Origin of the sequence: Mitsuaria sp. BK041 (assembly GCF_014193085.1) — a bacterium.
In the GTDB taxonomy this organism is placed as follows: domain Bacteria; phylum Pseudomonadota; class Gammaproteobacteria; order Burkholderiales; family Burkholderiaceae_C; genus Roseateles.
The window spans coordinates 946,308-972,744 of record NZ_JACHYT010000001.1; the positions used below are offsets into that span (position 1 = coordinate 946,308).

General features: G+C 67.5%; 26 protein-coding genes. 15 read left to right on the forward strand and 11 right to left on the reverse strand.

The features are described from left to right. Window positions 1-3: 3 nt before the first annotated feature. The 4 genes from fliI to fliF are packed head-to-tail and all read right to left on the reverse strand — an operon-like array spanning window position 4 to window position 5,095. Window positions 4-1,428: a flagellar protein export ATPase FliI gene (gene fliI, locus FHT38_RS04110; protein ID WP_099861639.1), complete on the reverse strand. Its 1,425-nt coding sequence runs from the start codon at window positions 1,426-1,428 to the stop codon at window positions 4-6. Continuing rightward, entirely contained in the window at window positions 1,425-2,282 is an 858-nt protein-coding gene (locus FHT38_RS04115) for a FliH/SctL family protein (RefSeq protein WP_183490165.1), read from the reverse strand. The genes fliI and FHT38_RS04115 overlap by 4 nt, the downstream gene beginning before the upstream one ends. A gap of 47 nt (window positions 2,283-2,329) precedes the next feature. After that, a complete protein-coding gene (fliG, locus tag FHT38_RS04120) occupies window positions 2,330-3,325 on the reverse strand; it encodes a flagellar motor switch protein FliG (RefSeq protein WP_091722354.1) in 996 nt (331 codons plus the stop codon). Window positions 3,326-3,373: 48 nt separating this feature from the next. Next, window positions 3,374-5,095, reverse strand: coding sequence for a flagellar basal-body MS-ring/collar protein FliF (fliF, locus tag FHT38_RS04125; RefSeq protein ID WP_091722357.1), 1,722 nt, complete (start codon window positions 5,093-5,095; stop codon window positions 3,374-3,376). Window positions 5,096-5,262: 167 nt separating this feature from the next. Between fliF and fliE the strand changes: the two genes are divergently transcribed. Beyond that, window positions 5,263-5,583 carry a flagellar hook-basal body complex protein FliE gene (gene fliE / locus FHT38_RS04130; protein WP_254783195.1) on the forward strand — a complete coding sequence of 107 codons (321 nt, stop codon included), beginning with the start codon at window positions 5,263-5,265 and terminating at the stop codon, window positions 5,581-5,583. A gap of 140 nt (window positions 5,584-5,723) precedes the next feature. Here the strand turns inward: fliE and FHT38_RS04135 are convergent, their stop codons facing one another. The 7 genes from FHT38_RS04135 to FHT38_RS04165 all read right to left on the reverse strand — a co-directional run bounded on the left by FHT38_RS04135 (window position 5,724) and on the right by FHT38_RS04165 (window position 12,511). Next, window positions 5,724-6,461, reverse strand: coding sequence for a flagellar brake protein (locus FHT38_RS04135; RefSeq protein WP_183478470.1), 738 nt, complete (start codon window positions 6,459-6,461; stop codon window positions 5,724-5,726). A 203-nt stretch (window positions 6,462-6,664) separates the two neighbouring features. Next, window positions 6,665-6,964 (reverse strand): flagellar protein FliT, encoded by a 300-nt coding sequence (locus FHT38_RS04140; RefSeq protein WP_091725004.1) that lies wholly within the window; start codon window positions 6,962-6,964, stop codon window positions 6,665-6,667. A 111-nt stretch (window positions 6,965-7,075) separates the two neighbouring features. Next, window positions 7,076-7,510, reverse strand: a complete 435-nt coding sequence (gene fliS / locus FHT38_RS04145; RefSeq protein ID WP_091722364.1) for a flagellar export chaperone FliS — start codon at window positions 7,508-7,510, stop codon at window positions 7,076-7,078. Between the two features lie 227 nt (window positions 7,511-7,737). Beyond that, the gene (fliD, locus tag FHT38_RS04150) at window positions 7,738-9,165 is read right to left on the reverse strand and encodes a flagellar filament capping protein FliD (RefSeq protein WP_183490168.1); all 1,428 of its coding nucleotides are present in this window, start codon (window positions 9,163-9,165) and stop codon (window positions 7,738-7,740) included. A 155-nt stretch (window positions 9,166-9,320) separates the two neighbouring features. After that, on the reverse strand, window positions 9,321-10,190 hold the full coding sequence (locus FHT38_RS04155; RefSeq protein ID WP_091722373.1) for a flagellin: 870 nt from the start codon (window positions 10,188-10,190) through the stop codon (window positions 9,321-9,323). Window positions 10,191-10,536: 346 nt separating this feature from the next. Then, a complete protein-coding gene (locus FHT38_RS04160; protein WP_091722378.1) occupies window positions 10,537-11,379 on the reverse strand; it encodes a flagellin in 843 nt (280 codons plus the stop codon). 292 nt (window positions 11,380-11,671) lie between these two features. Beyond that, window positions 11,672-12,511, reverse strand: a complete 840-nt coding sequence (locus FHT38_RS04165; RefSeq protein WP_091722381.1) for a flagellin — start codon at window positions 12,509-12,511, stop codon at window positions 11,672-11,674. A gap of 657 nt (window positions 12,512-13,168) precedes the next feature. Here FHT38_RS04165 and FHT38_RS04170 point away from each other — a divergent pair. The 14 genes from FHT38_RS04170 to flhF all read left to right on the forward strand — a co-directional run bounded on the left by FHT38_RS04170 (window position 13,169) and on the right by flhF (window position 26,431). Continuing rightward, on the forward strand, window positions 13,169-13,660 hold the full coding sequence (locus tag FHT38_RS04170; RefSeq protein WP_091722385.1) for a tetratricopeptide repeat protein: 492 nt from the start codon (window positions 13,169-13,171) through the stop codon (window positions 13,658-13,660). Window positions 13,661-13,922: 262 nt separating this feature from the next. Next, complete coding sequence (gene flhD / locus FHT38_RS04175; protein ID WP_091722388.1) at window positions 13,923-14,246, forward strand: flagellar transcriptional regulator FlhD; 324 nt, start codon at window positions 13,923-13,925, stop codon at window positions 14,244-14,246. Between the two features lie 61 nt (window positions 14,247-14,307). Beyond that, entirely contained in the window at window positions 14,308-14,844 is a 537-nt protein-coding gene (flhC, locus tag FHT38_RS04180; protein WP_091722393.1) for a flagellar transcriptional regulator FlhC, read from the forward strand. Window positions 14,845-14,854: 10 nt separating this feature from the next. Continuing rightward, a complete protein-coding gene (locus FHT38_RS04185; RefSeq protein WP_183490171.1) occupies window positions 14,855-15,871 on the forward strand; it encodes a glycosyltransferase in 1,017 nt (338 codons plus the stop codon). A 369-nt stretch (window positions 15,872-16,240) separates the two neighbouring features. Further along, on the forward strand, window positions 16,241-16,564 hold the full coding sequence (gene flhD / locus FHT38_RS04190) for a flagellar transcriptional regulator FlhD (protein ID WP_183490174.1): 324 nt from the start codon (window positions 16,241-16,243) through the stop codon (window positions 16,562-16,564). A 47-nt stretch (window positions 16,565-16,611) separates the two neighbouring features. Beyond that, a complete protein-coding gene (flhC, locus tag FHT38_RS04195; protein ID WP_091722407.1) occupies window positions 16,612-17,148 on the forward strand; it encodes a flagellar transcriptional regulator FlhC in 537 nt (178 codons plus the stop codon). A gap of 10 nt (window positions 17,149-17,158) precedes the next feature. Next, window positions 17,159-17,917 (forward strand): class I SAM-dependent methyltransferase, encoded by a 759-nt coding sequence (locus tag FHT38_RS04200; RefSeq protein WP_091722410.1) that lies wholly within the window; start codon window positions 17,159-17,161, stop codon window positions 17,915-17,917. A 176-nt stretch (window positions 17,918-18,093) separates the two neighbouring features. Beyond that, the gene (motA, locus tag FHT38_RS04205) at window positions 18,094-18,951 is read left to right on the forward strand and encodes a flagellar motor stator protein MotA (RefSeq protein ID WP_091722416.1); all 858 of its coding nucleotides are present in this window, start codon (window positions 18,094-18,096) and stop codon (window positions 18,949-18,951) included. Between the two features lie 15 nt (window positions 18,952-18,966). Next, complete coding sequence (gene motB, locus FHT38_RS04210) at window positions 18,967-19,914, forward strand: flagellar motor protein MotB (RefSeq protein ID WP_147241686.1); 948 nt, start codon at window positions 18,967-18,969, stop codon at window positions 19,912-19,914. A 31-nt stretch (window positions 19,915-19,945) separates the two neighbouring features. After that, entirely contained in the window at window positions 19,946-20,338 is a 393-nt protein-coding gene (cheY, locus tag FHT38_RS04215) for a chemotaxis response regulator CheY (RefSeq protein ID WP_058934552.1), read from the forward strand. Between the two features lie 16 nt (window positions 20,339-20,354). Further along, complete coding sequence (locus FHT38_RS04220) at window positions 20,355-20,990, forward strand: protein phosphatase CheZ (protein ID WP_183490177.1); 636 nt, start codon at window positions 20,355-20,357, stop codon at window positions 20,988-20,990. 204 nt (window positions 20,991-21,194) lie between these two features. Continuing rightward, entirely contained in the window at window positions 21,195-22,391 is a 1,197-nt protein-coding gene (locus tag FHT38_RS04225; RefSeq protein WP_091722425.1) for a flagellar biosynthesis protein FlhB, read from the forward strand. A gap of 276 nt (window positions 22,392-22,667) precedes the next feature. Continuing rightward, on the forward strand, window positions 22,668-24,767 hold the full coding sequence (gene flhA / locus FHT38_RS04230) for a flagellar biosynthesis protein FlhA (protein ID WP_147241687.1): 2,100 nt from the start codon (window positions 22,668-22,670) through the stop codon (window positions 24,765-24,767). Beyond that, the gene (gene flhF, locus FHT38_RS04235) at window positions 24,764-26,431 is read left to right on the forward strand and encodes a flagellar biosynthesis protein FlhF (protein ID WP_183490180.1); all 1,668 of its coding nucleotides are present in this window, start codon (window positions 24,764-24,766) and stop codon (window positions 26,429-26,431) included. The genes flhA and flhF overlap by 4 nt, the downstream gene beginning before the upstream one ends. Window positions 26,432-26,437: the final 6 nt, after the last annotated feature.

A 26,437-nucleotide genomic window follows, 5' to 3' on the forward strand; every position in this document is an offset into this window, starting at 1 on the left:
CTATCACGCAAAGTTGAGTGTGGCGGTCAACTGGTTGAGGCAATCGTTCAAAGAAGCGGGGGAATGCATGTCTTGTTGGAGCAATCGGTCCATGTCGCCATGCAGGCGCACCGCCAGGTCGAGTTCGGGATCGTGCCCCGGCTGGTAGGCGCCGAGCTGGATCAGGTCGCGCGCCTTGTTGTATTTCGCGAGCAATTGCCGGAATCGGCGCGCCAGTTCGACATGCCGCTTGTCGGCGACGCTGGTCATGACGCGCGAGATCGAGCGCTCGACGTCGATCGCGGGGTAGTGCCCGCTCTCGGCCAGTTCGCGGCTCAGCACGATGTGCCCGTCCAGGATGCCTCGGGCGGCGTCGGCGATCGGGTCCTGCTGGTCGTCGCCCTCGGACAGCACGGTGTAGAACGCGGTGATCGATCCCTCGCCCGCCAGGCCGTTGCCGCTGCGTTCGACCAGTTGCGGCAACTTGGCGAAACAAGACGGCGGATAGCCCTTGGTTGCCGGCGGTTCGCCGATGGCGAGCGCGATTTCCCGCTGCGCCATCGCATAGCGGGTCAGCGAGTCCATCAGCAGCAGCACATGCTGGCCGCGGTCGCGGAAATGCTCGGCCACCGCGGTCGCGTAGGTCGCGCCCTGCATGCGCAGCAGCGGCGGCGCATCGGCCGGCGCGGCGACGACCACGCTGCGGCGCAGGCCTTCCTCGCCCAGGATGTCCTCGATGAATTCCTTCACTTCGCGGCCGCGCTCGCCGATCAGGCCGACGACGATGACGTCCGCCTGCGTGTAGCGGGCCATCATGCCCAGCAGCACCGACTTGCCGACGCCGGTGCCGGCGAACAGGCCCAGGCGCTGGCCGCGGCCCACGGTCAGCAGCGAGTTGATCGCGCGCACGCCGGTGTCCAGCGGGCGGCGGACCGGGTCGCGGTCCATCGCGTTGATGGGGCGGCGCACCATCGGTTCGTCGCGCACGTCCACCAGCGGGCCGCCGCGGTCCAGCGGATGGCCCTGCGGGTCGACGACGCGCCCCAGCAGGCCGTCGCCCATGGGCAGGTGCAGGCCGCGGTCCTCGTCGCGGCGCCAGGGATGGCGTTCCTCGCCGAGCACCGGCCCGTGCAGCGCGGCGGGTCGCGGCAGCACCATCGCGCCGCTGGCCAGGCCCTGGATCTCGTCGGTCGGCATCAGGTAGGCGCGGTCGCCGGAGAAACCGACCACCTCGGCCGTGACCGGGCGCTGGCCGCGGCGCGGCGCGGCGGCGGTGGAGGGCATGTGGATCTCGCACACCGAGCCCACGGGCACCTTCACGCCGGTGGCCTCCAGCACCAGGCCGGCGACGCGCACCAGCTTGCCCTGCGGCTCCAGCGCCGGCGCGTTGCCGGCGAAGGCCTGCAGGTCGTCGAAGTACTGGGCCCAGCGGTCGGTGCGGCTGCTCATGGCTCGCGGTCCCCGCTGTTCTGGTAGCCGTGCGGCAGGCCGCCGTACTGGCTGGGGGTCGGATCGTTGCGGAAGTCCAGGCGCGCTTCCTGGGCCACCTCGGCGGCGCTGCGGCGGTCCTCCCAGACGGAGGCCTGGCCCAGCGCGCCGACGGCGGACTGCCAGCGCGCCGGCAGCGAGGCGTCGACGCTGCAGATGTCGGCGTCGACCTTGACGCCGCCCCGGGTGATGGACGGGTCGGGAATGACCTGCGCCTCGCGGGCGCGCAGCTCCTGGCCGGCGCCGTCCAGCACCAGCGGCAGGTCGTCCGGATGCACGCGCACGCGGACGTGGCGGGCGTTGATCAGCAGCGCCTCGACGGCGTCGTGCGCCACCCTGGAGACCAGCTCCGGCGCGGTCGACAGCTCGTTGCGCACGACCTGGCGGGCGAGCTCGACGGCGGTGCGGGCCAGCGCCTCGGCCATGCCCTGCTCGATCGCGCTCAGGTCCTGGTCGAAGCTGGCGACCAGCTGCCCGACCTGCGCGCTGATCTGCTTGGCGAAGCTCTGCTTGAACGCGTCCAGCGCCGCCATGCCGTCGCGGTAGCCGTCCTGGTAGCCGGCCTGGCGGGCCTGCTGCATCAGTTCGTCGATGCTCGGACCGGGGGGCGGCGGCGGGGGCGGGGGCTCGACCGGCGCGGGCGCGCTGACGGAGGGCTTGCGCGGCGGCGCGGCGCCGTCCAGCGTGCCCGGGTTCCAGGCGGCGAAGCCGGACAGTTCCTCGCGCGGAATGATGCGGCTGTAGGTGTTGCCACGCGGCGCGTCGCCCTCGGGGCGGGGCGGCGGCGGGACCTGGCGGGGCGGGCGGGTGACCATCGGTTCGGGTGTCGGTCGCTATCGAGGGCGTCGAGGGGGCGTCGGGTTTACAGGAACTGGTCGTCGCCGCCGCCGGCCAGCACGATCTGGCCTTCGTCGACGAGGCGGCGCACCACCTTGAGGATTTCCTTCTGCTCGGCCTCGACCTCGGACAGGCGCACCGGGCCGCGCGATTCCAGGTCCTCGCGCAGCGTCTCGGCGGCGCGGGTGGACATGTTGCGGAAGATCTTCTCGCGCAGCTCCGGGCCGGCGCCCTTGAGCGCGACGATGAGCGACTCGGACTGCACTTCCTTGAGCACCGCCTGGATGCCGCGGTCGTCGATCTTCTCCACGTCCTCGAAGGTGAACATGTTGTCCATGATCTTCTGGGCGAGGTCGGAGTCGGCTTCGCGGATGTAGTCCAGCACCGAGGCCTCGACGCTGGTGCCCATCATGTTGATGATCTCGGCCGCGGTCTTGACGCCGCCCAGGTTGGACTTCTTCATGCGTTCGCCGCCGGCCAGGATCTGGCCCATGACCTCGTTGAGGTCCTTGAGCGCCATCGGCTGGATGCCGTCCAGCGTGGCGATGCGGATCAGCACCTCGTTGCGCTGGCGTTCGGTGAAGACGCGCAGCACCGAGCTGCTCTGGTCGAAGTCCAGGTGCGACAGGATGGCCGCGACGATCTGCGGGTGTTCATTGCGCAGCAGTTCGGCGACCGAGCCCGGGTCCATCCACTTCAGCGACTCGATCGAGGACACGTCCGAGCCCTGCAGGATGCGGTCCAGCAGCAGGTTGGCCTTGTCGTCGCCCAGCGCCTTGCGCAGCACGGAGCGCACGTACTCGTCGGTGTCGCTGACCAGGGTGCTCTGCGACTCGGCGACGAGGTCGAACTTGTCCAGCACCTTCTCGACACGGTCGCGCGGCACGACCTTCATCTTGGCGATGGTCTCGCCCAGCTTCTGCACTTCCTTCGGCGACAGGTGCTTGAAGACCTCGGAGGCCTCTTCCTCGCCGAGGGACATGAGCAGGATGGCCGCGTCTTCGACGCCTTTGTCGTCCATGGTGATGTCTCGCTATCGATCCTGGGGCGGGGTTCCCGGCAGCGCCGCTCAGCGGCGGCCGCCGGCCGGGGAGGTTTCCAGCTCTTCGCCGTTGACCCAGGCGCGCATGATGTTGGCCACCGCGACCGGGTTCTCCTTGGCCAGCAGGCGGGCCCGCTCCAGCTTGTCGTTGGAGATCGGCGCCTCCAGGGCCGGCAGGCCGCCGGGACCGCCCAGCGCCAGCTGCTCGTTCTCGACCACGCTCAGGCCGTTGTTCCCGGCAGTGTCGTCCTTCTGTTCGGCCGGCGGCGGGAAAGCCGCCTTGAGAGCAGGGCGAACCAGCCCGAACACGGCGATCAGCGCGATCAGTACCAGGGCGGCCGGCACGGTGGCATCGCGGGCGATGTCACGCAGCCAGGGCTGCTGCCACAGCGGCACGTCGGCGGGCTCGACCTTGTCCGAGACGAACGGGGTGCTGATCACCTTGACCGAATCCCCGCGCTCCTGCGAGAAGCCCAGCGCCTCCTTGACCAGCGAATCCAGCTTCTGGATCTCGGTCTCGGACAGCGGCTGGCTGGAGGTCTTGCCATTCTTGTCGGTGACCGTCTTCTGGTTGACGACGACGGCCGCGTTCAGCCGGCGGACCTGGCCGATCGCGTTGCGGGTGACGCGCACGGTGCGGTCCAGCTCGAACTGCGTGTCGTTGTTGCGGCGCATGTTCTGCGTGCCGCCGGATTGACCGGCCGGCTGCAGCGGCTGGGCCTGGCCGTTGATCGGCGCGGCGGCCTGCGGGGGCACCTGGTTGGTGGTGGCGCCCGGCACGCCGGTGGGCACGCCGGCGGTGCCGCCGGACTGCTCTTCCGAGGTCAGGCGGCGCACCGCGCTCTGGGTGTTGGGGCCCTGGTTGGGGCGGTATTCCTCGGCGGTGGACTCGACCTGGTTGAAGTCGACGTCGGCGGTGACCGTCGAGCGCAGGTTGTCGCGGCCGACCACCGGCTCCAGCAGCTCCGCGATCCGCTTGTTCAGGTTGGCTTCGACCTGCTGCTTGTACTGCAGCTGCTGGCTGTCCAGGCCGGTGGCGTTGCCGTCGGGGTTCTGGGAGAGCAGGGCGCCGGTGCTGTCGAGCACGCTGACGGCCTTGGGATTGAGTTCCGGCACCGACGAGGACACCAGGTGGACGATGCCGGCGATCTGGGCGCGGTCCAGCGTGCGGCCGCCGCGCAGCGTCAGCATCACCGAGGCGCTGGGCTTCTGCTGTTCGCGGAAGAAGCCGTTCTGCTGCGGCATGGCCAGGTGGACGCGCGCGTCGGCGACGTCGGCCATCGCGGTGATGGTGCGGGTGAGTTCGCCCTCGAGGGCGCGCTGGAAGTTCAGGCGTTCGTTGAACGCGGTCTGGCCGATGGACTGCTTGTCCATCAGCTCGAAGCCGACGATGCCGCCCTTGGGCAGGCCGGCCGAGGCCAGCTTCATGCGCAGGTCGTAGACCTGGTTGGCGGGGACCATGATGGTGCCGCCCGGCTCGTTGCGGTAGGGCACATTCATCTGCGCGAGCTGCGCGATGACGGCGCCGCCGTCCTTGTCGGAGAGGCCCGAGAACAGCGGGCGGAAATCCGGCTTGGCCGTCATCATCGACATCGCCACGATCACCGCGAGCAGCGCGGCGACGCCGCCGCCCAGCATCAGCTTGCTCTTGGTGGGCATCGCGGCCAGGCGCTGGGGCAGGCCCGCCGGTTTGGCGGTCTGCTGCACCTCGGGGAGTCCGGCGGCGGGGCTGCTCAGGGCGTTGTCCATGGGGGTGTACGGCTGGGGTCGAACGATCGGCGGGGTGCGCCCAGGCGGACGCCTCGGCACAGGTCAGGATTATTTCGATCGGGGCCCTCAAGAATGTTGGGAACAGGCCGAAGAAGCCCCCCCAGTTCGGAGCTATGGCCGGCGGCGGCATCCGTACGATGCATGCCGTGGACCTGAAACTCAAACCCTTCGACTTCGCCAGCGCGGTGGCCCGTGCCGGATTGACCCCACAGGGTCAGCCGGTGGCCAAGGCCGCGCCCGGCGGCACCAGCTTCGCGGACGCGATGAGCTCGGCGCTGAAGTCGGTCAGCACGCAGCAGAACGAGGCGTCGCGGCTGCAGCGGGAGGTCCAGCTGGACAACCCGACCGTCAGCCTGGAGGAGACCATGGTCGCCATGCAGAAGGCCCAGATCGGCTTCCAGGCGACGCTGCAGGTTCGCAACCGGCTGGTGTCGGCCTACTCGGAAATCATGAACATGCAGGTCTGACACCGCGCGACAGCGCGCATCGGCGCCGATCGGACGCGAAAAAGCCGCCCTCGGACGGCTTTTGTCATTGGCGGACCGGATCGGCTGTCCGGACCCGCCGGTGCGCCGACGCGGGTCGGCAGTGGGTCGGATCGACCGCTTCAGCTGCTGCGACGCATCAGCCGTTCCCGTTTCTGCGCCTGGTCGATGAAGACCTGCAGCGCGCGGGCGGCGGTCGGGGCCAGCGAGACGAAGGCGCAGCCGGCCTGGTGCGGGGCGCCTTGTTCGCCCTGCGTCAGATGCTGGACCCGCAGCAGCGTCGCGAAGCTGACTTCGCGCTCGAGTTCCAAGGTGCCGGTGATCTCCTGGCCCGCCTGCGGCACCGGCACCACGTGGGCCGGCCAGTGCAGCGCGACGCCGCCGGCGCTCACGTTGACCACGCGGATCCGGGGCAGGTCGGCGTCGGCCAGCTTCAGCGCCGGATACAGCTGCCCGGCCGAGGCCACCCGGTAGGCCTGGCGCCGCTGGAAGCGGTACAGCCGCAGCGGGACCGGGGCGCGCAGCACCTCGGCGCCATCGCCTCGGATCGCGACCAGCCCGGAGAGGTCGAACTGCAGCTTGATGCGGTCCAGGTAGGCGGTGGCCACCAGCTCGTCGCTCGCCAGCACCGGCGCCAGCGTGTCGCCGGCCTGTGGCGCTTCCATCGTCAGCATGCCGCGCGGCGTATCGAGGGCGCGCAGCACCGTGTGGATGGCCTCGCCCGCCGGAGTGGACAGCTGCAGGCGCGCCTGCGACTGCAGCAGCTCGCGCAGCCAGTTCATGATCTCGCCGGGCGCGTCCAGCCGGTAATCGGCGTCCGCGGCATCGGCGGGAGGGGCGGGGACTTTCAGGTCGCTCAAGGCCAGCATCCGGCTGCAATCGTTCGGAAAAATTCTCCCGCATCCCCCAAGGCAAACGCCGCGCCGCCCCCATCCGTTCGAGGGGCCGGTCGCGGCGCTGGCGGACGATCCGGGGCCGGTCGCGTGACCGAAGTCTCGAATCGCCGGGGCGGTCGATCGCGGGGAGGCCGTCGGACCGGTCGTCGCAGCGATCGTCGGGCCGGTCAGTGCACCGTCTTGGATTTGCCCTTCATCAGCTGGTCCAGGTCCTCCAGCCAGGGTTCGGCCAGGTGGCGGATCTCGGCGTCGTTGACCAGGATGCGCTGCATGATGCGGGTCTTGAGCTGCGCCTCGTCGGGGCCCAACTGCTGGCTGCCGGCGGCGTGCTTGAGCTGCGAGATCAGCAGCACGCAGGCGCCTTCGAGCTTGACCACCTCGTCCCAGTTGCCCGAGCGGGCGGCGCTCAGCATGTCGGCGCTGGCTTGCTCGATGGCTTCGTAGTAGCTCAACAGTTGGGTGCTCATGAGGCGGTCCGGAGTGGTCGGGGCGGCGTGGGCGGCGGGGGCTTGGGGCTTGGCGGTGTACTTGGACATGGAACTTCTCAAGTCGTCAGGCTGGAGGGGAGCGGGGCCGGATCAGGCCGCGACGCGTTGTTCGGCAGCGGCCGGGGCGATGCTGGCCCAGGCTTCGCGGATCGGTTGCAGCAGCTTCACGCATTCCTCGACGGCGACGTCGTCGCTGCGCAGGTTGGCGTGGGTCAGCCGCATGCAGATGTAGGCATACAGGTCGCGCAGGTCCATGGCCAGCTCGCCCGACTCCAGGTTCAGGGCCGCCTTCAGGCCCTCGTCCAGGATGCGGACCGCGCGGCTCAGGCTGCGGTTCTTGGCGTCGACATTGCCGGTGCGGATCGCGCCGATGGCTTGCGTCATCGAATCGAAGGCGCCGTCCAGCAGCAGGGTCACCAGGCGGTGCGGCGAGGCCGTCATCACGTCCGTTTCCACGCCGACGCGGTTGTACATGCTGCTGGCGCGTTGACCGTGGGAAGCGAAGGGGGAGGAGTTGCCGTACATGATGTGCTGCTGGGGTGTGCTGTAGTGCTTGAATCAGTTTTCGGCCCCCGCTGGCCCAACTTGAGCCTCCCCCGTGTCGAATTTGTCTCGAAATTCTGCGCGACTGGAGAAAAACAAAAGCCTCCGTGAGGAGGCTTGTCGGCGGTCTTTTCGAAGCGCCGGAGAAGGGCGGTGGCGACGGTCCAGTTCCGAGGGCGATCCCCACCCGGCACGCCGCGCCCCCGGCCTCAGCTGCTGCCCAGCATGCTGGTGATCTTGTTGACGTAGCTCTGCATGTCGTTGAGCTTGGCCATCTGCGTGTCCAGCGCCGTGTACTGGGCGCGCACCCGCTTCTCGTAGGCGGCGGCGCGGTCGTTGAGCTCGTCCACGCGCTTGTTGTTGGTGGTCACCCGCGACTGCAGCCCGGTGGTGCGGGTGGTGATCGAGCCGTCGAAGCCGGTGACCTGGTCGGCGAAGGCGCGCCAGCGGGTGGCGATGCCGTTGTTGTTCGGGTTGGCGGTGTCCACGCCCATGAACAGGTTCTTCAGGTCGCTCATGCTGCCCAGCGCGCTGGTCAGCTTGGTGTCGTTGACCTTGATGGTGCCGTCGGCGCCGATGTCCAGGCCCAGGTCCGACAAGCGGCCGAACTTGCCGCCCAGCGTGCTGCCCGCGGCGGTGATGTTGCGCAGCTGGCTCTGCAGGCCCACCGCGGTGCTGTCGCCCTGCAGCGCGCCGGCGGTCTTGTTGGCGTCGTCGTACTTGGTGTCGTTGCGCATCAGCGTCATCAGGCTGTTGTACGACGTGACGAAGTCGTTGATCGCCTTCTTGACGCTGTCCTTGTCCTGGCCGACGGTGACGGTGGACTGCCCGGTCTTGAGCAGGTTGATCGTCAGGCCGTCGACGGCGCCCTCGATGTTGTTGGAGGCGGAGCTGATCGCCAGGCCGTTGATCGTCAGGTTGGCGTTCTTGGCCGCGGTGTTCTGCGTCATCGACGAGATCGAGGCGGTCGGGTCGTAGGCCAGCGCGGACAGGCCATTGGCGTCGGCGCCGTTGCCGTCGTCATCGGCGGTGGTGATGCGGAAGCCGTTGGCCTCGCCGGTGTCGCGCGAGCGGATCACCAGGCGCGAGCCGGTCGCGTCGGTGACCACCGAGGCCAGCACGCCGGCGCCCGAGGCATTGACCTTGTCGCGGATGTTGGCCAGCGTGTCGGTCGACGAGATGGAGATGCTGACCGGCGTCGCGCCGTCCTTGCTGGTGAAGGTGGAGTTGTTGGTGCCGCTCCACTGGCCCAGCTCGATGGTCATCGAGCCCGAGCCCACCGTCGCGTTGTTGGCGAAGCCCTTGCTCGAGAGCGACTGCGCCGAGGCGAGGTTGGCGACGTCCAGCGCGTAGGAACCCGCGCCCGAGCCGGCGCCGGCGATGACGGTGGCCATCGTCGTGTCGGAGGAGGTGGCGGTCAGCGCGGACCAGGTGGTCGGATTGGCCAGCTTGGCGGCCGCGTCGCGCATCGCGCTGAAGGCGCTCTTGATCTTGCCGTACTCGGAGATCTGCGACTTGATGGTGTCGGTGCGCGACTGGAGGTCGGTGATCGGCTGCTTTTCCAGCGACACCAGCTTCGTGACGATGCTTTCGACGTCCAGACCGCTGCCCAGACCCGCGGAGGTGATGCTTGCCATCGTGCGAACTCCCTGTGACCGTGTGCCGGCTCCCTGGCCGGAAGCCCCATGCGCGACAGGGCCTCGCGTGATTGGCGTGAGGCCCTGTCCTGCATATCGGCGTCAGGCGATCCGACTTTAGGACGGAGGCCCGGCGCTTTGATTGCGTTTTTCTATCAACCCTTGAGCAGCGACAGCACTTGCTGCGGCAGCTGGTTGGCCTGCGCGACCATCGCGTTGCCGGCCTGCTGCAGGATCTGCGCCCGGCTCAGGTTGGAGGTCTCAACCGCGAAGTCGGCATCCATGATCCGGCTGCGGGCGGCGGTCTGGTTCTCGTAGGCCACCTGCAGGTTGGAGATCACCGCGTCGAAGCGGTTCTGCGTCGCGCCCAGCGTCGCGCGCTGGCTGTTGACGGTGTCCAGCGCCGTGTCGATGTTGGCCACCACGGTGGCGATCGCCGCCGCGTCCGCGGTGCGGTCGATCACCGCGCGGCCGGCGCCGCTGGTGTCCGAGCCGGAGACCTGGGTGATCGTGGTGTCGGCCGACATGTTGGGCGTCGTGACGGTGATCTCGTCATTGGACGTGGTGTTCGGCCCGACCTGGAAGGTCTGCGGCAGCGACGCGTCCTGGCCCAGGATGTACTTGCCGTTGAAGGTGGTGCCGGCGGTGACCCGCTGGATTTCCTTGGCCAGTTCGCCGAATTCCTTGTCCAGCGAATCCTTGTCGCTGTCCGCGTTGGTCGCGTTGCGGGCCTGGATCGCCAGTTCGCGCATCCGCTGCAGCGAATCGGCCACCTTGCCCAGCGCGCCTTCAGCGGTCTGCGCCAGCGAGATGCCGTCGTTGGCATTGCGCATCGCGACCGACATGCCGCGGGCTTGCGCGTTCATCCGTTCGGCGATGGCCAGGCCGGCCGCGTCGTCCTTGGCGGAGTTCACCCGCAGGCCCGACGACAGGCGCTGCATCGAGGTCGCCAGCGACGACTGCGACGAGTTCAGATTGCGTTGCGCGTTCAGCGAAGCAATGTTGGTGTTGATGGTCTGTGGCATTGATGCACTCCTGCGGAGATCCTGTCCTGGCTGCGATCCCGGTTAGGTGGGTCGGTTCCCGACCTCGCCTGCCGATCCTCGCTGCGCCATCGCAGTCATTGTTCGGATCTGCCGGTTGGACCGGTGGTCGAGCGGTACTTCATGCTCGATGGATGCCATTGTGCGAAAGCTGCCACCCCGTCGATGGGCCGATTAACGGGCGGAAAACCGTCCATTACGAAGCCAATGAAAGAAGGCCCCGCACCAGTCCCGGGGGACGGTGCGGAGCCTTTGGAAGGCCGGCCGCGAGGACCGGCGCTTGAGGAGTCAACCGGGGAGGGCGCCGGACGGCGCCCGCGTGTGGGGATCAGCTGCGCAGCAGCGACAGCACCTGCTGCGGGAGCTGGTTGGCCTGCGCCACCATCGTGTTGCCGGCCTGCTGCAGGATCTGCGAGCGGCTCAGGTTGGCGGTTTCCGCGGCGAAGTCGGCATCCATGATGCGGCTGCGGGCGGCGGTCTGGTTCTCCACCGAGACCTGCAGGTTGGAGATGATCGCGTCGAAGCGGTTCTGCGAGGCGCCCAGGATCGCGCGCTGGCCGGAGACCGTGGTGATGGCCGCGTCGATGTTGTCGATCACCGTCTTGAGCGAGTCCGGCGTCGAGGCGTTGTCGATCACGCCGCCGGTGACGGCGGTGATCGTCGCGTCGTTGGTCATGTTGTTCGTGACCACGTCCACCGAGTCGTTCGCGCTGGTGTTGGCTCCGATCTGGAAGGTCTGCGTGCCGGCATCGGCGCCCAGGATGGCCTTGCCGTTGAAGGTCGTGCCACCGATGACGCGGCCGATTTCCTGGCCCAGCTGGGCGTATTCCTTGCCGATCGAGTCCAGGTCGGAGGTCGTGTTGGTCGCGTTGCGGGCCTGAACCGCCAGTTCACGCATGCGCTGCAGCGAATCGCCCACCTTGGACAGCGCGCCTTCGGCGGTCTGCGCCAGCGAGATGCCGTCGTTGGCATTGCGCACCGCGACGTTCATGCCGCGCACTTGGGCGTTCATGCGTTCGGCGATCGCCAGGCCGGCGGCGTCGTCCTTGGCGGAGTTGACGCGCAGGCCCGAGGACAGGCGCTGCATCGAGACCGACAGCGAGGACTGAGAGGACGACAGGTTGCGCTGGGCGTTGAGCGATTGCAGGTTGGTGTTGATGATCTGAGCCATGATCCATTCCTTTTGAATTCAGAGACCTTCACGGTCTCGGTCGGACGTTTGAAAAACTGTCCGACTGAGCCGGACCACGTGGCCCTTGCTGTTGATTTGCGGACCCGTTGATGCAGTTATCGGGCCGGCAGGGAATGGACTTGAGGCCTTCTTGAAAAGAAAGCGTGTAACCGCCTGTCCCAGGCGTGAAGTCGTGCCATGGCGGGCGAGCGCTTCTCTTTCGCCACCCGCTCGGGATGGGGAAAGAGAAGGGGGACCGAAGTCCCCCTCGCGGGCGTCTGGCTGACGAGGATCAGCGCAGCAGGGCCAGCACTTGCTGGGGCGCCTGGTTGGCCTGGGCGATCATCGCGTTGCCGGCCTGCTGCAGGATCTGCGCGCGGCTCAGGTTGGCGGTTTCCGAGGCGAAGTCGGCGTCCATGATCCGGCTGCGGGCCGCGGTCTGGTTCTCGACCGAGATCTGCAGGTTCGACACGATCGCGTCGAAGCGGTTCTGCGAGGCACCCAGCTTCGAACGCTCGCTCGACACCGTCTTGATCGCCGCGTCGATGTTGTCGATCACGGTGGCCAGGTCGGTCGTCGTCGACGCGTTGGTGATCGCGCCGCCGGTCACGCCGGTGATGGTCGTGTCCGTGGTCATGTTGGTCGTCGTGACGTCGACCGAGTCGTTGGCCGTGGTGTTGGCGCCGATCTGGAAGGTCTGCGTGCCCGAATCGCCGGCCAGGATGGCGCGGCCGTTGAAGGTCGTGCCGCCCAGCACGCGCTGGATTTCAGAGCCCAGCTGCGCGTATTCCTGACCGATCGAGTCCAGGTCGGAAGTGGTGTTGGTCGCGTTGCGGGCCTGCACCGCCAGTTCACGCATGCGCTGCAGCGAATCGCCCACCTTGGACAGCGCGCCTTCCGCCGTCTGCGACAGCGAGATGCCGTCGTTGGCGTTGCGCTGGGCCACGTTCATGCCGCGGACTTGCGCGTTCATGCGGTCGGCGATCGCCAGGCCGGCGGCGTCGTCCTTGGCGGAGTTGACACGCAGGCCCGAGGACAGGCGCTGCATGGAGACGGCCAGCGAGCTGGCGCTCGTGCTGGTGTTGCGCTGGGCGTTGAGCGACAGCAGGTTGGTGTTGATGACTTGGGCCATGATTGCTCCTAACAGCTATACGTAAATACCGGCAAAAGCGCCGAACCACACATGAGCGCCTGAGTCCTCCGATCCTCCAGCCCGCCGTGAGGCGAACCGGCCGAGGATCTCGGATGCTCCTGCTGAACCTGCCGGGCCATTTCCCGGTTCGGTCCCAGTCCGACGCTAGTCAACCGTTGCCGTCCCACTCCCTCATCGGGTTGCCAAGAACGTCAGGCCTTCTAACCGGACCACGTGCCGCCTGCCTGCTGCGACTCGCCTTTGGACTCCTGGTCCTTGCTGGCTTGTCGCTGCGTTCAGCAGCCCCGTTGTTTTGGTTATCGGCGCCTGCGCCTTAGAACTTGAGGGCAATTTGTCAAGACTTTCGATTCGGAGATAAGCAGGTCTTGCAACGCGTTGTTTGTCGTTTGACTTCGACCCGGACCTGTGCCCGGGTGTCGGTCTGGCGACGGACATGAAGGGGTTAACGGCCGCTGCGCGGCGGGATTGAGGGGGAATGGCGGCGCTTTTCGTGCGCTCGATCACGGGGGTGGCGCCCTAAAGTGCCTTCCGGCGCGGCCGACAAGGCGCGGCGCCGTATCCGCCCCCTTCGCCGGGACCGGTCTGGACAAAGAGGCCGGACCCGATCGACGAGTTCCAACGACCATGGAGAGATCTATGCCCCTGCAATCGCAAACCGAGGCACGGTCCGCCGTGTCGATGATCGACGCGTCGATCGAGGAACAAGTTCACGGACGCATCCGTCCGGGCTCCAGCGAGGCCCGGCTGCTGCTGGCCCAGGCTCGCAATGCCGCTTATGCGCAGGCCGCGCAGGGCCGCATCGGCGACGGCGTCGCGCTGCTGTGCAACGCGCTGGAAATGGCGCCGATGAGCGTGGAGCTGCTCTCCGACGTCGGCGCGCTGCTGCTGGCCGCCGGCCAGTTGCGCGAAGCGGCGCTGTATGCGCATCGCGCCGTCGAGCTCTCGCCGCAGCATGCGCCGTCGCTCTACACGCTGGGCTTCGCGCTGTCCGGTTTGGGCGAGGTCAAGGCCGCCATCGAGGTGTTGTCCATCCTCAATGAAGGTCAGGCGCTGGACATGCTGCGCCGCGATTCCCCGGAACTGATGGCGATCGTCGACTCCGAACTGCTGCGCCTGCAGGCCGCCTGAGGCGCCCGCACTTTCCGCCAGCACTTTCCGCCCGCGGGGCAGCCTGACAGGCTGTCTCCGCCAGAAACCGCCGCCGAGCCCGTGTCCACGGGGCCTCGCGCGGCGGTTTTCCTTTGGGGGCCTGTCAGCGTGTAGGAATCTGTCTGACACGGCGGTCGGCGGGCTTCGTAGCTCATCTATGCCAGCAACCTGATGTCGCGAAAAAGGGGGTTTCTTCAGAATTCATTCCATCGCAGCAACGCAACCGCCCAGGAGCCCCCACATGAACAGCGACCAGATCCTTGCCGAGATCCGCGAAGCCAACCTGTCCTACCTGATGCTGGCCCAGAGCCTCATCCGCGCCGACCGCGAGCAGGCCCTGTACCGCCTGGGCATCTCCGAAGAGACCGCCACGCTGCTGAACACCCTCAGCCCGGCGCAGATGATGAAGATGGCCTCCGGCAACACGCTGCTGTGCCGCTTCCGCATGGACGACGACCTGGTGTGGGGCCTGCTGACCTCGCACGGCAAGCCGGCCGCCAACGACAGCGTCTCCCGCCTGCATGCCTCCATCCTGATGGCCGGCCGCCACCAGGAAGCCGCCTGATCCCAGGATCCAGGCAACGCGATTGCCGCCCGAGACCATCCGAGACCCCCGGAGCCACCCCATGCGCACCAAGTCCATCCTGACCGAAGCCAAGCAGATCGAACGCGCGGTGACGCTGATCAAGCTGGGCGCGCGCCTGCAGGTGCTGGAATCGGAAACCGACCTGAGCTACGAGCGTTTGCTGCGCCTGTACAAGGAAGTCTCGGGCAAGAGCCCCAGCAAGGGCCAGTTGCCGTTCTCCACCGACTGGTTCATGACCTGGCAGCCCAACATCCATGCCAGCCTGTTCCTCAACATCCACGAGTACCTGAACAAGGTCGCGGAGATGGACGAGATCGACGTCGTCATCAAGGCCTACCAGCTGTACCAGGAACAGACCGCGGCGCAGAACCTGGAGCAGCTGTTGTCCGTCACCCGCGCCTGGCGCCTGGTGAAGTTCGTCGACAACGGCATGCTGACGATGACCAAGTGCAGCAAGTGCGGCGGTCATTTCGTTACACACCCCCACGAGGTCGCCAAGCATTACGTCTGCGGCCTGTGCAACCCGCCGGCGCGCGCCGGCAAGGGCAAGGCGGCTGGCGGCATCCAGATGCACTGAGCGGCGCGGCATGGCCTCGCGCTGGCGCACCTGCCTGGTCGTCATTGCCCGCGACGAGGCGGCGACCATCGGCCGCCTCCTCGACAGCGTCCGTCCGTTCGTGGACGACGCGCTGGTGCTGGATACCGGCTCCACCGATGACACCGTCCGTCTGGCGCAGGCCGCTGGCGCGCGTGTCGCGCATTTCACCTGGATCGACGATTTCTCCGCTGCCCGCAACGCGGCGCTCGACGCCGCGGGCGCGGACTGGCACCTGGTGCTGGACGCCGATGAATGGCTGATCGGGGAGGGCAGTGGTGCGGCGCTCGAGGCGCTGCGCGCCACGCCGCCGGATTTCGTCGGCACGATCGCGTTGCAGGATCACTTCGACGGTGGCACCGCTCGCTCGCGCTTGAGCCGCGTTCTTCCGGGCGCGATCCGCTACACCGGCCGAATCCACGAGCAACCCGCGCATTCGCTGCCGATACGGCCGCTCGACCTTCACGTCGCCCACGACGGCTACCTCCCGGAACGGCTTCACGTGAAGCAAGGCCGCAACGAACAATTGCTCCGGGCCGCAATCGAGGACGAGCCGAGCAACCCCTATCTCTGGTACCAGCTCGGCAAGGACTTGTCCGTGTACGAGCGCTTCGCCGATGCCGAAGTCGCCTTCGCCACTGCAGCCGCTCGCCTTGCGGACATGTCCCTGACACCGACGTGGTGGTCCGACCTCGCGACCCGTCGCTTGTTCGGCTTGAAATCGCTGAAGCGTCATGCTGACGGCATGGTTTTCGCCGAAGCGCAACTGCAAGTCTGTGCAGAGTCGCCCGACTTCTTCTTCGCGCTGGGTGACTTGTTGCTGGACTGGGCGGCAGACCAACCGGAGCAGGCGGAGGTGTTGGTGCCGATGATCGACGACGCCTGGACGCGTTGCCTGGAGATCGGTGAGCGTCCGGATCAACCGGGTGCCGTCGCGGGCCGGGGCAGTGACCTTGCGGCCTGCAACCTCGAGCTGCTGCGTTCCACCTTCCCCCGAAATCCTCGGTAGCAAATCCTCCGCAGGACGGCAGTGGTTGGGGGCGGCAGGGCGCGGGGTCTTGGCGCTTGCCGCCAAGGCCCTGCGCCCTGGCGACCAACGCCCGGGTCTCCGCAGCACAGCGCCCCCGCCAACCCTCCCCACCGCAGCACAGCGCCCCCGCCAGCCCACCCCCACCGCAGCAGGGCATAAACCCCCGAAAACCGCCCCCGCCATAGCGCTGATCTGGCTTCTTGTAGGAATTGATCTGACAAACGCGTCGGCGCGCTCCCTAACCTTTACATGGAAGCGACCTGATGTTGGTTGCGTGTCGGGATCTCTACAGTTCGTCTCACGCTGAAACGAAACGACCTCAGCCCCCAACACCCCAGGAGCCGAACGATGAACGCCGACCAAATCCTCGCCGAGATCCGCGAAGCCAACCTGTCGTACCTGATGCTGGCGCAGAGTTTGATCCGTGCGGACCGTGAGCAGGCGCTGTATCGTCTGGGCATCTCGGAGGAGACCGCGACGCTGCTGAACACGCTGAGCGCTGCGCAGATGCTGAAGATTGCCTCGGGCAACACCTTGCTGTGCCGCTTCCGCATGGATGATGAGCTGGTGTGGGGCCTGCTGACCTCGCACGGCAAGCCGGCCGCCAATGACAGCGTGTCCCGCCTGCATGCCTCCATCCTGCTGGCCGGCCGCCATCAGGAAGCTGCCTGAGTTCGATATCGACGCCTGACCGCAGAACTGAAGCCGGAGACACCGCCATGCGCACCAAGTCCATCTTGACCGAAGCCAAGCAGATCGAGCGCGCCGTGACGCTGATCCACCTGGGCGCTCGCCTGCAGGTGCTGGAGTCTGAGACGGACCTGAGCTACGAGCGTTTGCTGCGCCTGTACAAGGAAGTCTCGGGCAAGTCACCCAGCAAGGGCCAGCTGCCGTTCTCCACCGACTGGTTCATGACCTGGCAGCCCAACATCCATGCCAGCCTGTTCCTCAACATCCACGAGTACCTGAACAAGGTCGCGGAGATGGACGAAATCGACGTCGTCATCAAGGCCTACCAGCTGTACCAGGAGCAGACCGCGGCGCAGAACCTGGAGCAGCTGTTGTCCGTCACCCGCGCCTGGCGCCTGGTGAAGTTCGTCGACAACGGCATGCTGACGATGACCAAGTGCAGCAAGTGCGGCGGTCATTTCGTCACCCACCCGCATGAGGTCGCCAAGCACTACGTCTGCGGCCTGTGCAACCCGCCGGCGCGCGCCGGCAAGGGCAAGGCGGCCGGCGGCATCCAGATGCATTGAGGCCGCCACCATGGGCGCCCGACTTCCCCACGCCGCATCCACCGACGCCCCGGGCGGCCTGCGCTGGCCGGCCCTGGCGCTGCTGAGCTGGGCGGCCTGCTTCGCCGTCTGGCGCCTGTTCGGCCCGGACTGGCCGGCGGCGATCGTCGCCTCGGGCCTGGGTCTGATCCTCGCTGGACTCCACCGCCAGGCTTGGCGCCGGCTGATCGTGGCGTCCGGTTTTCCGCTGGCGCTGCTGTTCACGGGTACCGACCTGCCGGCCTGGATCTGGCTGATCCCGCTGGCGGTGCTGGTGCTGGCCTATCCGCGCCGCGGCTGGAGCGACGCGCCGCTTTATCCGACCCCCCACGATGCGCTGCGCGCGCTGCCCGAGCGTGTGAAGCTGCACGACGGCGCCCGCGTCCTGGACGCCGGCTGCGGGTTGGGCGACGGATTGGTGGCTCTTCGCCGCGCTTATCCGGGCCTGCGCTTCGCGGGCATTGAATACAGTGGCGTCCTGTGGCTGCTGGCCCGCCTGCGCTGCCCCTGGGCCGAGATCGCCCGGGGCGACCTGTGGGCCCAGTCGTGGCGCGAGATGGACCTGGTCTACCTGTTCCAGCGACCCGAATCGATGCCGCGCGCGCTGGACAAGGCGCGCACCGAGATGCGACCGGGCGCCTGGCTGGCGAGCCTGGATTTTCCGCTGCCGGGCCAGCCGGTCTTCGCACAGCTGGACACCGGCACCCGCCACCGGCTGTATGTCTACCGGGTGCGCGAACTCCAGGCCTGAGCGCCTGGACGCCGCCCACATCGAACGCAATCAGTCAGCGACGCCCGATCGGCGTCCGCACGGCACACCGGTCGTCACAGGCCGGGGCTCAAGCGGACGGGGAGCCGGTCGATAAGGGATGAGATGGCCCGGACCGCGAGGGGACGCGGCGGTTACTTCAGGACGGAACGAATTCCATGTTTGTCATCATCGGTTGGCTGCTGGCCCTGGCTTGCATCTTCGGCGTGTTCATCGCGCACGGGGGCAACATCGGCGTGGTGCTGCATGCGTTGCCCTTCGAGATGACGACCATCTTCGGCGCGGCGATCGGCGGCATGCTGGCCACCAATCCGCCCAAGGTCATGAAGGCCACGCTCAAGGGCCTGGGCGATTGTTTCAAGGGCAGCAAGTACACCAAGGCCCGCTACATGGAGCTGCTGGCGCTGCTCTACGACATCCTGCAGAAGGCCCGCAAGGAAGGCCTGATGTCGATTGAAAAGGATGTCGAGGATCCGCACAGCTCGCCGCTGTTCCAGAAATATCCCACCGTGGGCAACGACCACCATGTGGCCGAGTTCATCACCGACTATCTTCGGATGATGGTGTCCGGCAACCTCAACGCGCACGAGATCGAGTCCCTGATGGACGCCGAGATCGACACGCACCACCACGAGGCCTTCCTCGCCGTGATCGCGCTGCAGCGCCTGGCGGGCGGATTGCCGGCCTTCGGCATCGTCGCGGCGGTGCTGGGCGTGGTGAACACGATGGGCTCGGTCGGCCAGCCGCCGGCGGTGCTGGGCGGGATGATCGGTTCGGCGCTGGTGGGCACCTTCCTGGGCATTCTGCTGGCCTATGCCTTCGCCGAGCCGCTGGCCGGCGCGCTCGAGGCCAAGGTCGACGAGGCCGGCAAGGAACTGCAGTGCATCAAGACCACGTTGCTGGCCTCGATGCAGGGTTATGCGCCGCAGGTGGCGATCGAATTCGGCCGCAAGGTGCTGTACTCGACCGAGCGCCCGACCTTCGCCGAGCTCGAAGGCCACGTGAAGAAGAAGTGATCGGAGTCATTTGCCATGGCCGGTGACGCCAAGAAACTGCAGCCCATCATCATCAAGCGCGTCAAGAAGGGCGGCCATGCCGCCCATGGCGGCGCGTGGAAGATCGCCTACGCGGACTTCGTGACGGCGATGATGGCCTTCTTCCTGCTGATGTGGCTGCTGGGCTCCACGACCGAGGGCGACAAGAAGGGTATCGCGGATTATTTCGCCTCGCCGCTGAAGGTCGCGATGTTCGGCGGTTCGGGTTCGGGCGACGCCTCGCACATCATCAAGGGCGGCGGTCAGGACCTGACGCGCCAGACCGGCCAGGTCAAGGCCGGCGACGTCGAATCCCCTCGGAAAACCATCAACCTGAAGGCCCTCAAGGAAGAGCAGCGCCGCGCCGAGCGGGTGCGTCTGCAGCAATTGAAGGACAAGGTCGAGAAAATCATTGCCGACAACCCGCGAATTGCGGCATTAGGTGGGCAAATCCGACTCGACATGACCCGCGAGGGCTTGCGTATCCAAATCGTGGACGAGAATAATCGCCCGATGTTTGACAGCGGCAGCGCGGTGGTGAAGCCGTATATGCGCGAATTGCTGCAGGAACTCGGCAACGTGTTGTCCGAGGTGCCCAACCGGCTCACGCTGGAGGGTCATACGGATGCACAGCCGTTTTCTGCGGGCGAGCGTGGATACAGCAACTGGGAACTGTCGGCGGACCGGGCCAATGCCTCGCGGCGCGAGCTGGTGGCGGGCGGTTTGCCGGATGCCCGGGTCCTTCGCGTGCAGGGGTTGGCGTCGAGCAAACTGCTGGACACGAAAGACCCCAAAGCCCAGGTCAATCGCCGCATCAGCATCATCGTGATGAATCGCGATGCCGAGGATGCGGTGCTGAAGAACCTGCCCGACGAGGACGAGGACACTGCGAATCCCGCGGCGAGCGCGCCGCAGGCCTCAAGTTCCGCGCCCTCCGGCCGATAACACAGCCCTCCAGTCCCCTCAGAGGAACGCCATGAGCACTGACATGAAATTCTTGATCGTCGACGACTTCTCGACCATGCGCCGGATCGTGCGCGGTCTGCTGAAGGAGATCGGCTACAACAACGCCGAAGAGGCGGAAGATGGCGTCGAGGCCCTGAGCATGCTGAAACAGGCGAAATACGATTTCGTCGTCAGCGACATCAACATGCCCAACATGAATGGCTTCGAGCTGCTCAAGGCCATCAAGGAGGATGCCTCGCTGAAGCACCTGCCGGTGCTGATGGTGACGGCCGAAGCCCGCAAGGAAGACATCGTCCTGGCCGCCCAGAGCGGCGCGGCGGGCTACATCGTGAAGCCGTTCACGAAGGCCACGCTGGAGGAAAAGGTCCAGAAGATCATGCAGAAGCTGGCCGCTGCGGCCTGACGCTGGGGAGTCCACCATGCAGATGGAAGAACTGGCCAAACTGTCGCAGGGCAACGAACCGCTGATGGTCTCGCCCGAGGTGTTCCAGCAGATCGGCACGATCACCCGCGTGCTGCACGACACGATGCAGCAGCTGGGCGTGATGCCCAAGCTGCAGGTTGCCACCGACGGCCTGCCCGATGCGCGCAGCCGTCTGACCTACATCGCCAACAAGACCGCCGACGCCGCCAACAAGGTGCTGAACTCGGTCGACCAGGCCAAGGCCGAGCACGCCAAGATCACCGAGGCCGCCAATGCGATGGCCCAGGCGATCACCGCGGACCCGGTCCGCGCGGTGGCCTCGGGCGCGGTGCTCAACTTCGTCAAGGAGGTCGAGTCCTCGACCTCCAAGATCGACACCCACCTGACCGACATCATGCTGTCACAGGACTTCCATGACCTGACCGGTCAGGTCGTCGCCAAGGTCGTGACCCTGGCCAACGACCTGGAAGACTCGCTGGTGAAGCTGCTCGTTTCGGTGGTGCCGCCGGAGCAGCGCGAGAAGGTCGATCCGAGCATCCTGCAAGGGCCGGTCGTGAACCCGGAAGGCCGCGCCGACGTGGTGACCAACCAGTCCGAAGTGGACGACCTGCTGGCCTCGCTGGGCTTCTGATCGCCGCTGCCGGCCGCGAGCCGGTGCCCCCACGAAACCCGCGCCCCGGCGCGGGTTTCTGCTTTCTGGGCGGCTGAGACGATTAGCTGAAGGCCGGCTGAGAAGACCGGCTGAATTCCGCCGCTTATCGGGCCAAGGCCAGGCGGCCTGCGGCCGAACAATGGCGAGGCTGCGGCATGGGGCCGCGGCGTCCTCATTGCGCATATGGCCGATTCAGACGCACAAGACCGCAACTTACCCGCCTCGCAGAAAAAGATCGAACGATCGCGCAAGGAGGGCCAGCTGCCGCGTTCCCGGGATCTGCCGCATTTCGCGGTGATGGCGACCGGGGCTGCCTTGTTCGCGACGTCGACGCCGTATGCCGTCGACACGCTGCAGCACATGCTCGAAGGGGCGCTGCGTTTCGATGCCGAACAGCTGCGCGCCGCCGGCATGATGACCGAGCGGCTGTCCGCGCTGACCTGGCAGGGCATGGTGCTCGGCCTGCCGGCGATGCTCATCCTGGCGATGGCCGCGATCGCGGCGCACATCGCCTCGGGCGGCTGGAACTTCACGATGAAGCCGCTGAGCCCCAAGTTCACCCACCTGAACCCGGTCACCGGCTTCGGCCGGCTGTTCCAGTGGCAGAACCTGACCACGGCGCTGAAGGCCGTTCTGCTGTCGCTGGTGCTGGGCATCGTCGGCGCGATCGCGCTGAAGGACCGCATCGCAGGCTTCGTCGGGATCATGTCGGTGCCGCTGCCTTCCGCGCTCGCCTTCGCGGGCAAGCAACTGATGGGCGGCCTGATGATGCTTGGCCTGTGCCTGGCGCTGTTCGCCGTCATCGACGTGCCGCTGCAGCGCCACCTCTACCTGAAGCGGCTGAAGATGTCCCGCGAGGAGGCCAAGAACGAGCTCAAGGAAGCCGAAGGCAACCTCGAGATGAAGCACAAGATGCGCCACAAGGCCCGCGAGCTGGTGAAGCGTCGCATGCTGGCGGCGGTGCCCAAGGCGGACCTGGTCGTGATGAACCCGACCCACTATGCGGTCGCGATCGCCTACGACGAAACCCAGTTCGGCGCGCCGCGGGTGGTGGCCAAGGGCCTGGACCTGCTGGCCTTCAAGATCCGCGACATCGCCAAGGAAAGCAAGGTGCCGGTGCTGCAGGCGCCGGCCCTGGCCCGTGCCCTGTACGCCCACGCCGAGCTGGATCGGGAGATCCCCGGCGCGCTGTTCGGCGCGGTGGCGCAGGTGCTGGCCTACGTGTACCAGCTCAAGGCCGCGCTCAAGGGGCAGGGCATGGCGCCGAACGCGGCGCCGAACCCGGCCGTGCCGGACGAGCTCGACCCGCACAAGAAGCCGGGTTGGACGCCGCCGGAGGACGAGGCGGAGGACGCTTTCCCTGAAGGGCGCCCGGGCTGATCGCCCAGCGGAAGACCGAGCCGTCGAAAGACCGAGCCGCGGGAGACCGAGCCAGCGGCGGGCAGGACGGTGCCCCCTTTCCGCTCAGACGCCTGCGCCCGCTCGGCATTCGCTTCAAGGGGGCACCGTCCCGCCCGCCGCTCTCCACCAATGGCGCGGTTCGGGGGGGAAAAGGCCCGCTTATCGGGCTAAAGGACAGTGGGGCTCCGCCGAACAATGGCGGGGCTCGATGGTCTCGTCGAGTTCCCCGTTGAACCCAGGCAGAAGGCAAACCCGATGAACGAGCTCATGGCCCGTTTGCAGAACCTCCTCGGACCCCGCGCCGCCATCGTGCAGGCGCTCGGGGCACCGATCGCCATCATCATCATCCTGTCGATGATGGTGCTGCCGCTGCCCGCCTTCGCCCTGGACCTGTTCTTCACCTTCAACATCGCCATGTCCATCATGGTGATGCTGGTGGCCTCGCAGATGGTCAAGCCGCTGGACTTCGCGGCCTTCCCGACCGTGCTGCTGATCACCACGCTGCTGCGCCTGTCGCTGAACGTGGCCTCCACCCGCGTGGTGCTGCTGGAAGGCCACACCGGCGCCGGCGCCGCCGGCAAGGTGATCGAATCCTTCGGCCACTTCCTGATCGGCGGCAACTTCGCCGTCGGCCTGATCGTGTTCGCGATCCTGGTGGTCATCAACTTCATCGTCGTGACCAAGGGCGCCGAGCGCATCGCCGAGGTCGGCGCCCGCTTCACCCTGGATGCGATGCCCGGCAAGCAGATGGCGATCGACGCCGACCTGTCCGCCGGCCTGATCGACGAGAAGGAAGCCAAGCGCCGCCGCGCCGAACTGGGCGACGAAGCCGATTTCTTCGGCTCCATGGACGGTGCCTCCAAGTTCGTCCGCGGCGACGCGATCGCCGGCATCCTGATCCTGTTCATCAACATCATCGGCGGCTTCGTGATCGGCGTGGTCCAGCACGGGCTGTCCGCCGGCCAGGCCGCCGACAGCTACATCCTGCTGGCCGTCGGCGACGCGCTGGTGGCGCAGATCCCGGCGCTGCTGATCTCGGTGTCCTCGGCGCTGGTGGTGTCGCGCGTGGGCAAGGACAAGGACGTGGGCCAGATGATCGGCTCGCAGGTGTTCGGCTCGACCAAGGCGGTGGCCATCACCGCCGGCGTGATCGGCCTGCTGGGCCTGATCCCGGGCATGCCGCACCTGGTCTTCCTGATGATCGCCGGCGCGATGGGTTATCTGGCGTACTGGCTGCGAACCAAGGAGCAGGCCAAGCAGGCCGCCGAGCTGAAGAAGCCGGCCGCCCCGGTGCCGGGCGCGCCGAACCCGGATGCCGAGGCCTCCTGGGACGACGTGCAGGCCGTGGACACCCTGGGCCTGGAAGTGGGTTACCGCCTGATCACGCTGGTGGACAAGTCGCGCGAAGGCGACCTGCTCAGCCGCATCAAGGGCGTGCGCCGCAAGTTCGCGCAGGACATCGGCTTCCTGCCGCCCTCGGTGCACATCCGGGACAACCTGGAGCTGCGCCCCAGCCAGTACCGCGTGACGCTGCGCGGCGCGGTGATCGGCGAGGCGGAGGCCTACCCGGGCATGTGGCTGGCGATCAACCCCGGTCATGCGACGCAGAAGCTGATCGGGACGCCGACGACGGATCCCGCCTTCGGACTGCCGGCGGTCTGGATCGAGGAGCGGCAACGGGATATGGCGCAAATGGCGGGATTTACCGTCGTTGATTGCGCGACCGTGGTGGCCACGCATCTCTCACACTTGCTGCAAGTTCACGCGGCCCGATTGTTGGGCCGGGTGGAAACCCAGCAGCTGGTGGATCACCTCACCAAGCAAGCGCCTCAGCTCATCGAAGACGTGATTCCAAAGATGGTCAATGTCGCCGCCCTGCAACGAGTCCTCCAGTTCCTGCTGGAAGAGGGCGTGCACATCCGCGACATGCGCTCCATCGTGGAAAGCCTGGCGGAGAACGCCACGCAGACCACCGATCCGGCCGAGCTGGCCCGTCGCATCCGCATCCACATCGCCCCGGCGATCGTGCAGCAGATCTACGGTCCGGCCAAGGAACTGGATGTCATCGCCCTCGATCCGGAGCTGGAGCGCCTGGTCACGCAGGCCCTGCACTCGCCTCACGGCGCGGCGCTGGATCCCGGTGTGGCCGACACGCTTGCGCGGAGTGCCGCCCAGACCGCCCAGTCCCAGGAGGACCGTGGTTTGCCCGCCTGCCTGCTGGTGCCTGACCTGATCCGCGCGCCCCTGGCCCGACTGCTCAAGCGCGCTGCGCCGCGGCTGAAGGTCCTGGGACACAGCGAGATTCCTGAAACGCACACGATCCGCATCGGCTCCATCATCGGAGGCACGGCATGAACGTCAAACGCTTTACCGCCCGCAATTCCCGCGAAGCCATGGCCCTGGTCCGCCAGGCCTTCGGCGACGACGCGGTCGTGCTCTCCAACAAGCCCTGCCCGGAAGGCGTGGAAGTGCTGGCGATGGCGCCGGAAGGCATGTCGCAGATCGAGCGCGTGGCCGCCCAGGCGCCCCGCGCCGCCGCCGCGCCGCGCCAGGCCGCCCAGCCGCAGCGCCAGGAAGCGCAACCGCGCCAGGCCCTCAAGCAGCGCCTGGCCGCGTCGCCGGCCCCGCAGCGCGCGGAGCCCGGCTTCGGCGCCTCGGTCGGCGAGGACGTCAACGCGATGGCCATGAGCACGCTGTCCTTCCAGGACTACGTGCGCGAGCGCATGCTCAAGCGCCGCTCGGCCGAGCTCAACGGCCTGCCCGATCCGATGATCGACGAGCCGGCGCCCGCCGCCTACGCACAGGCCCAGATGAATGAATCGGTCGCCTCGATGGCCGCGCAGCGCGACCAGCGCGCCCGTGCCGCGATGCAGACCCTGGGCGCGCGCCGTGTCGACGAGCGCGCGTATGAACAGCCCGCTCCGGCGCCCGCGCCGCGCATCGTGCCGCCGGTGCTGCGCGACGAGATCCGCGTGCAGCAGCCGGTCGCCGACCTGGGCGGCGTCGGTGGCGGCTTCGGCGGCCATCCGCTGAACGACATGCCCGCGTCGTCGCGTCGCGAGCAGGAAATGATGTCCGAGCTGCGCGCCATGAAGGGCATGATCGAGGAGCGCTTCGGCGCCCTGGCCTTCATGGAGAAGCTGCAGCGCCAGCCCGCGCAGGCCCGCCTGACGCAGAAGCTGCTGGACGCCGGTTTCTCGCCCGCGCTGGTGCGCAAGCTGGTCGAGGGCCTGCCGGCCCCGATGACCGAGGAATCGGAATCGCAGGCCTGGGCCTCGAACGTGCTGGCCCGCAACGTCCACACCGCCGAGCAGATGCCGGCGCTGGAAGACCAGGGCGGCGTGTTCGCGATGATCGGCTCGACCGGCGTCGGCAAGACGACCACGACGGCCAAGATCGCCGCGGCCTTCGCCACCAAGTACGGCGCGAGCCAGCTGGGCCTGATCACCCTGGACGCCTACCGGATCGGCGCTCACGAGCAGCTGCGCGCCTATGGCCGCATCCTCGGCGTGCCGGTGCACACGGCGCATGACCGCGCCTCGCTGGAAGACCTGCTGGAGCTGCTGGCCGGCAAGAAGATGGTGCTGATCGACACGGCCGGCACGGCGCAGCGCGACAGCCGCACCGCCGAGCTGCTGGACATGCTGGCGCACAAGAGCATCAAGCGCATCCTGGTCGTCAACGCGGCGCAGCAGGGCGAGACGATCGAGGACGTGGTCGGCGCCTGGCGCGGCGCGGAAGCGCAGGGCGTGATCCTGTCCAAGCTGGACGAGGCGGTGAAGCTGGCCCCGGCGCTGGACACGGTGATCCGCCACAAGCTGCGGGTGCTGGGCGTCACCAACGGCCAGCGCGTGCCGGAAGACTGGCATCGCCTGTCGTCGCAGGCCCTGGTGCAGCGCGCGCTGCGCAGCCACGGCCAGTCGGCCTGGCGCATGGACGCCTCCGACGTCAACCTGATCTTCACCGCCGGCTCCGTCGGCGCGTCGGCCGGCGCAGCCTCGCCCATGGGCCTGAACTGACCGAAC

Excerpts from the sequence above, each read along its gene's own strand:
- fliI (WP_099861639.1), bottom strand. The coding sequence starts at position 1,428 with ATGAGCAGCCGCACCGACCGCTGGGCCCAGTACTTCGACGACCTGCAG.
- FHT38_RS04115 (WP_183490165.1), bottom strand. The coding sequence starts at position 2,282 with ATGGTCACCCGCCCGCCCCGCCAGGTCCCGCCGCCGCCCCGCCCCGAG.
- fliG (WP_091722354.1), bottom strand. The coding sequence starts at position 3,325 with ATGGACGACAAAGGCGTCGAAGACGCGGCCATCCTGCTCATGTCCCTC.
- fliF (WP_091722357.1), bottom strand. The coding sequence starts at position 5,095 with ATGGACAACGCCCTGAGCAGCCCCGCCGCCGGACTCCCCGAGGTGCAG.
- FHT38_RS04140 (WP_091725004.1), bottom strand. The coding sequence starts at position 6,964 with ATGAGCACCCAACTGTTGAGCTACTACGAAGCCATCGAGCAAGCCAGC.
- fliS (WP_091722364.1), bottom strand. The coding sequence starts at position 7,510 with ATGTACGGCAACTCCTCCCCCTTCGCTTCCCACGGTCAACGCGCCAGC.
- fliD (WP_183490168.1), bottom strand. The coding sequence starts at position 9,165 with ATGGCAAGCATCACCTCCGCGGGTCTGGGCAGCGGTCTGGACGTCGAA.
- FHT38_RS04155 (WP_091722373.1), bottom strand. The coding sequence starts at position 10,190 with ATGCCACAGACCATCAACACCAACATTGCTTCGCTGAACGCGCAACGC.
- FHT38_RS04160 (WP_091722378.1), bottom strand. The coding sequence starts at position 11,379 with ATGGCTCAGATCATCAACACCAACCTGCAATCGCTCAACGCCCAGCGC.
- FHT38_RS04165 (WP_091722381.1), bottom strand. The coding sequence starts at position 12,511 with ATGGCCCAAGTCATCAACACCAACCTGCTGTCGCTCAACGCCCAGCGC.
- FHT38_RS04170 (WP_091722385.1), top strand. The coding sequence starts at position 13,169 with ATGCCCCTGCAATCGCAAACCGAGGCACGGTCCGCCGTGTCGATGATC.
- flhD (WP_091722388.1), top strand. The coding sequence starts at position 13,923 with ATGAACAGCGACCAGATCCTTGCCGAGATCCGCGAAGCCAACCTGTCC.
- flhC (WP_091722393.1), top strand. The coding sequence starts at position 14,308 with ATGCGCACCAAGTCCATCCTGACCGAAGCCAAGCAGATCGAACGCGCG.
- FHT38_RS04185 (WP_183490171.1), top strand. The coding sequence starts at position 14,855 with ATGGCCTCGCGCTGGCGCACCTGCCTGGTCGTCATTGCCCGCGACGAG.
- flhD (WP_183490174.1), top strand. The coding sequence starts at position 16,241 with ATGAACGCCGACCAAATCCTCGCCGAGATCCGCGAAGCCAACCTGTCG.
- flhC (WP_091722407.1), top strand. The coding sequence starts at position 16,612 with ATGCGCACCAAGTCCATCTTGACCGAAGCCAAGCAGATCGAGCGCGCC.
- FHT38_RS04200 (WP_091722410.1), top strand. The coding sequence starts at position 17,159 with ATGGGCGCCCGACTTCCCCACGCCGCATCCACCGACGCCCCGGGCGGC.
- motA (WP_091722416.1), top strand. The coding sequence starts at position 18,094 with ATGTTTGTCATCATCGGTTGGCTGCTGGCCCTGGCTTGCATCTTCGGC.
- motB (WP_147241686.1), top strand. The coding sequence starts at position 18,967 with ATGGCCGGTGACGCCAAGAAACTGCAGCCCATCATCATCAAGCGCGTC.
- cheY (WP_058934552.1), top strand. The coding sequence starts at position 19,946 with ATGAGCACTGACATGAAATTCTTGATCGTCGACGACTTCTCGACCATG.
- FHT38_RS04220 (WP_183490177.1), top strand. The coding sequence starts at position 20,355 with ATGCAGATGGAAGAACTGGCCAAACTGTCGCAGGGCAACGAACCGCTG.
- FHT38_RS04225 (WP_091722425.1), top strand. The coding sequence starts at position 21,195 with ATGGCCGATTCAGACGCACAAGACCGCAACTTACCCGCCTCGCAGAAA.
- flhA (WP_147241687.1), top strand. The coding sequence starts at position 22,668 with ATGAACGAGCTCATGGCCCGTTTGCAGAACCTCCTCGGACCCCGCGCC.
- flhF (WP_183490180.1), top strand. The coding sequence starts at position 24,764 with ATGAACGTCAAACGCTTTACCGCCCGCAATTCCCGCGAAGCCATGGCC.